We start from the raw sequence: 4965 nt of genomic DNA, 5'->3' as shown, positions 1-4965 counted from the left end.
AGCCCGGTGTCAAGAGAATTCACTTCGCTGAAATCAGGGTCGCCCGCCGTCGTCGCAATCCGGCCACCAAACGCCAGGAGCTGCAGCTTTTCAGTCGCTGAATCGGCCCCCACTACGTCAAGAACGGCATCAACACCTTGCCCGTCCGTGATCTCCCTAACCCGATCACCAACGTCGGTAGCCCGATAATCAATGAACTCGTGAGCGCCCAAGGATCGCACACGATCTTCATGCTTACCCGACGCGACCCCAATGACATGAGCACCTCTCCTGGCCGCGAGTTGGACAGCGAAACCGCCCACGCCCCCGCCTGCACCGGTGATCAGAACCGTATCACTGCTCGTCACCTGCAGTTTCCGATCAATTGCCTGGTAAGCGGTCAGGCCGGCAGAAGGAACAGCAGCTGCAGACGTGAACGACACATTATCGGGGATGATCGCGGTGGCACGCGCGTCCACCACCGCATATTCCTCAAATCCACCGCGCCGACGAATATCGTTATGGATAGCTATGCGATCACCAACCTGACAACGGCGAACATCCGGGCCGATCGCATCAACCACACCGGCAACGTCGATTCCCAGAACAAATGGGTATGAAGCACCAGGTAACTCGTAACCAGCACGCTGGAAATCAGAGGGATTGAGCCCGCTCGCCCGAACCTTCACGCGGATCTCCCCCGGTCCGGGCTCGGGAATGGGGAGCTCGCCGACGGTCATCGTTTCACAATCCCCGGGTTCCGGAAGTAATAAAGCCTTCATTACTTCTCTCCCATGAGGTCGAGATCCGTGCGGACGAATTCCGTGCGGGCGCGCACCGTGCAACCAAGCACCACACAGCCCCACAATTCAGCGATAACGAAGAAACGCGAATCAGTTAAACATTGAACTTGAATTCAACAACATCGCCATCTTGCATGACATAATCCTTACCTTCTTGACGGACCTTGCCATGCGCCCGAGCCTCCGCCATGGAGCCCAACTCATTCAACTCGTCATACGAAACGATTTCTGCCTTAATAAATCCGCGTTCAAAGTCGGAGTGAATAACGCCGGCAGCTTGAGGCGCTGTATCCCCCTGATGAATAGTCCACGCGCGCGCCTCTTTCGGGCCAGCGGTGAGGTACGTCTGCAATCCCAGCGTGGCAAAACCAGCACGTGCCAGCTTGTTCAGACCGGGCTCATCCTGCCCCACGGATGCCAACAGTTCCGCGGCTTCGTCGTCGTCAAGCTCAAGTAATTCAGCCTCGGTCTCGGCATCGAGGAACACCGCTTGAGCCGGAGCAACCAACTCCGTCAATTCCTTCTTCTTTGCTTCATCAGTTAGAACTGCTTCGTCTGAATTGAAAACATAAAGGAACGGCTTTGCCGTCAACAGGTTCAATTCTTTCAACGCCGATAAGTCAACCGAATCTTTCGCGGAGAACAACGTGTGGCCATCCTCCAGCACCTTCAAGGCCTCGCCGACGGCGTCGCGTTCCGCCGCCTTGTCTTTATCCTTCTTCGCTTCCTTCTCCAGACGGGGCAGCGCTTTTTCCAGCGTCTGCAAATCCGCCAAAATCAGCTCAGTCTCAATAACGTCAATATCGCTCGACGGATCGACCTTGCCGTCAACGTGCACCACGTCGTCATCCGTGAAAGCACGAACAACCTGGCAAATCGCGTCTGCCTCGCGAATATTCGCCAGGAATTGGTTGCCCAGCCCCTCCCCTTCAGAGGCACCTTTCACAATGCCCGCAATGTCGACGAACGAGACCGTCGCCGGGATGATCTCCGCAGAATCGAACATCTCCGCCAAGCGTTTCAGGCGCGCGTCCGGTAACTCGACCAGGCCGACGTTGGGCTCGATCGTCGCGAAGGGGTAATTAGCCGCCAGCACATTGTTGCGGGTCAGGGCGTTGAAAAGGGTGGACTTTCCTACATTGGGTAGACCGACAATTCCGAGGGTAAGACTCATGCCACACATCCTACGTGCAGTAAAAATCGCCATCGATGCGGGGACCTCGACTCAGCGGGGCAGCCCACCAGCGACACACTGTCGCACGTCACGCGCCATTCGCGCTGACAGAACACCGGCACAACCTCGGCGGAACGCCGTCGGGACGTCGAACACAGGGTGATAGTATTTTCACGGTCGAGCACGCCACCACCCCCGGCGTGATGCCGGCTTGCGTCCCCCACCCGTACGGACCAATCCATTTCTCCCCATCACGGCAACTCCCGTCGAGCCATGCAGATGTGCTTACTAGCCGCCTGACTCGGTTGGGTCGAAGCCTTAGCGGAAAGGCATCTTTTATATGTCTCATTCCCCCTCAGAGAGTGACGCTTCCGCTGCATCGCGCGAAACGTTCTCTTCCCGCTCAGCTTTTCTCTTGGCTGCCATCGGTTCAGCCGTCGGTCTAGGAAATATTTGGCGCTTCCCCTATGTGGCGTATTCCAATGGTGGCGGCGCGTTCCTCATTCCGTACATCATCGCGCTGCTGACTGCAGGAATCCCGCTTCTATTCCTCGACTACACCCTGGGACACCGGTTCCGCGGGTCAGCTCCCCTTGTGTTTAAGCGCATCAGCGGTTGGACCGAGCCCATCGGCTGGATCCAGGTCGGCATCGCCTTCTTCATTTCGATTTACTACGCGGCCATCATTGGGTGGGCCGGGTTGTACACCATCAAATCATTCACCCGCGCATGGGGAAGCAAACCCGACGCCTATTTCTCGGATGAATTCCTTCACTCCGAAGCAACACAAACATTTTCGACGTCGATCGTCTGGCAAATCGCTATCGCCCTAGCTTTAGTGTGGGTAGCGACGATCATCGTGTTGGCAATGGGTGTCGACGAAGGTATCGGCAAAGTCTCTAAGCTGTTTATGCCCTTGCTCACCGTGCTGTTCCTCATCGTTGTGATCTACGCACTGTTTATGGACGGCGCGTCGAAGGGATTGGACGCACTCTTTACCCCAAACTGGTCCGCGCTGACGAATACGGAAGTCTGGGTCGCAGCGTACGGGCAGATTTTCTTCTCACTATCCGTGGGATTCGGCATCATGCTGACCTATTCGTCGTATTTGAAACCCCGCACCAACCTCACCGGAACCGGCCTGGTCACCGGCTTTGCGAACTCGGGGTTTGAGCTTCTGGCCGGCATCGGTGTATTCGCCGCATTGGGCTACATGGCGACGCAAGAAGGCGTCCCCGTGGACAAGGTCGTCTCCAACGGTATTGGCCTTGCATTCGTGGCTTTCCCGACGATCATCAATTCCATGCCGGGTGGCGCCGTCTTCGGTGTCCTTTTCTTCGGTTCACTCGCCATCGCGGGCTTCACCTCGCTCTTCTCACTGTTGGAAGTTGTTGTCTCCGCGGTGAAAGACAAGTTGAACCTTGATCGTAAGAGCGCGGCCATCGGCACCGGTGTGGTCATGGGCATTATTTCGTTGGCCCTCTTTTCCACGACGTCCGGCCTATCCACGCTGGACATCATGGATAAGTACACCAACAACGTCGGCATTGTGTGCGTCTCCTTGATCACCATCGTGTGCGTCGATTGGATTTTGCGTCGGCTCGACGAATTCTCCCTGCACCTCAATGCGGTGTCATCGTTCCAAGTGGGTAACTTCTGGCGAATCTGCGTCACCAATATCACGCCGATTATTCTTGGCTACACGCTGATCCAGGAGCTCCAGAACCTGTTCAAGTCCAACTATGGCGATTACTCCGACCAGCAGATTGACCTCTACGGATGGGGCGTTGTCGGGCTCATCGTGGTCGTCGCCTTCATGATGTCCGTTGTTCCTTGGCGCGGAAACCCGTCTCTATCCGGCCCGCCCGGTACGGACTTCGGCGTGGAGTTCAACGTGCATCAGCGCATCGTCACGCCTCAAAGCCATGAAGCGCGCAAGGCTGGTTTTGCCGCTGAACAGCGCCGACGCCAACGTCGCGATCGCGTCGAAGCGGTCTCGCTCGATGCGCAGCGTGACAGTTCAACGAGTCAGCCCGTCACGAGCAACACCGCAGATGCGACGTCGACAATGAGCGACGCTACAAACGGAAAGGATAAAGACCAATGAGTGGAACAGCAGTCATGATGATGGTCCTGTTCATGTTGGTCATCTGGGGTGGGCTCGCGACGAGCACGTACTCGCTGATGAAGCACCCCGATGAGACCTCCGGGAAGCTCGGCGACAACCCCGAAGCCACCGACGAAAAGCTCTACGATCAGGGTTATTAAAAGCAAAAGTGCTTCAGAGATCACACTAATCTGACCGAATAGTGCACAATAGTCCGTGATGATGAACTCCTCTTCCGAACCAGAACCGGGGCGCGTGCCCGGTTCGCTCGCTCCCCTCAGCCAAAAACATGCGAGTCAGCTGGCCAATCGCGATAACGCCGACGATGTCATGGGCGTTCCGTATTACGCCCATGCGCCGCTTACCGAAGCAAGCCGTTCGGCGTCGATCGCCGTAAATATCAAGCGCTTAGCCTTGTGGTGCTTACGGTTCCTCGCGATCGCCCTGGCTGCGTTCCTTCTCTGGTATGGGTTAGGACTGATCTGGAGTGCACTCCTGCCAGTGATGATCTCGATCATCGTCTGCACCCTGCTGTGGCCACCGGTTCATTGGCTCACTAAGCACAAGGTCCCGCACGCGCTGTCGGCGATTGTGGTGATCTTGGGTGCCGCAGTGATTGTGATTGGCACGCTTAGCCTCGTCACGACGAGCGTTATCGACCAGTCTGAGTCTTTGGCCCACCGCGCCTCCCACTCCTTACGGGAAACTAAAGAAGCGCTCAATGGGCCACCGCTCAACATCAAGGACGCCCAGCTCAACCAAGCTCTTGACCAAGCCGCGGCTCACATTCAGGAGCATTCAGGGTCTCTGGTCAGCTCCGTGCTGTCAGGAGCGTCGGCTGCGTCGTCGGTCGCGGTCACCTTGGGCATTGTCCTCATGCTGACCTTCTTCTTCCTGAACGA

At 56.8% G+C, this 4965-nt stretch carries 5 protein-coding genes; 3 read left to right on the top strand and 2 right to left on the bottom strand.

All coding sequences use genetic code 11. The features are described 5' to 3' along the window. Both Q3981_RS09455 and ychF read right to left on the bottom strand, forming a co-directional pair. A partial coding sequence (locus Q3981_RS09455) for a zinc-binding dehydrogenase (protein ID WP_303125630.1) occupies positions 1-761 on the bottom strand: 761 nt, incomplete at its 3' end. Between the two features lie 115 nt (positions 762-876). Then, positions 877-1956 carry a redox-regulated ATPase YchF gene (ychF, locus tag Q3981_RS09450; protein WP_303125628.1) on the bottom strand — a complete coding sequence of 360 codons (1080 nt, stop codon included), beginning with the start codon at positions 1954-1956 and terminating at the stop codon, positions 877-879. 340 nt (positions 1957-2296) lie between these two features. On the opposite strand from ychF, the gene Q3981_RS09445 reads away from it, so the two are divergent. The 3 genes from Q3981_RS09445 to Q3981_RS09435 form a co-directional block, all read left to right on the top strand. Next, positions 2297-4063, top strand: a complete 1767-nt coding sequence (locus Q3981_RS09445) for a sodium-dependent transporter (RefSeq protein ID WP_303125626.1) — start codon at positions 2297-2299, stop codon at positions 4061-4063. After that, entirely contained in the window at positions 4060-4224 is a 165-nt protein-coding gene (gene metS / locus Q3981_RS09440; protein WP_046203096.1) for a methionine/alanine import NSS transporter subunit MetS, read from the top strand. Before Q3981_RS09445 ends, metS begins: the two co-directional genes overlap by 4 nt. A 58-nt stretch (positions 4225-4282) precedes the next feature. Further along, on the top strand, positions 4283-4965 hold a 683-nt coding region (locus Q3981_RS09435; RefSeq protein WP_303125624.1), incomplete at its 3' end, for an AI-2E family transporter.

It is taken from the genome of Corynebacterium sp. (assembly GCF_030530965.1).
Classification (GTDB): Bacteria; Actinomycetota; Actinomycetes; order Mycobacteriales; family Mycobacteriaceae; genus Corynebacterium.
The sequence above is the reverse complement of the archived record's forward strand: the minus strand, read 5'-3'. Positions and strand labels throughout refer to the sequence as shown.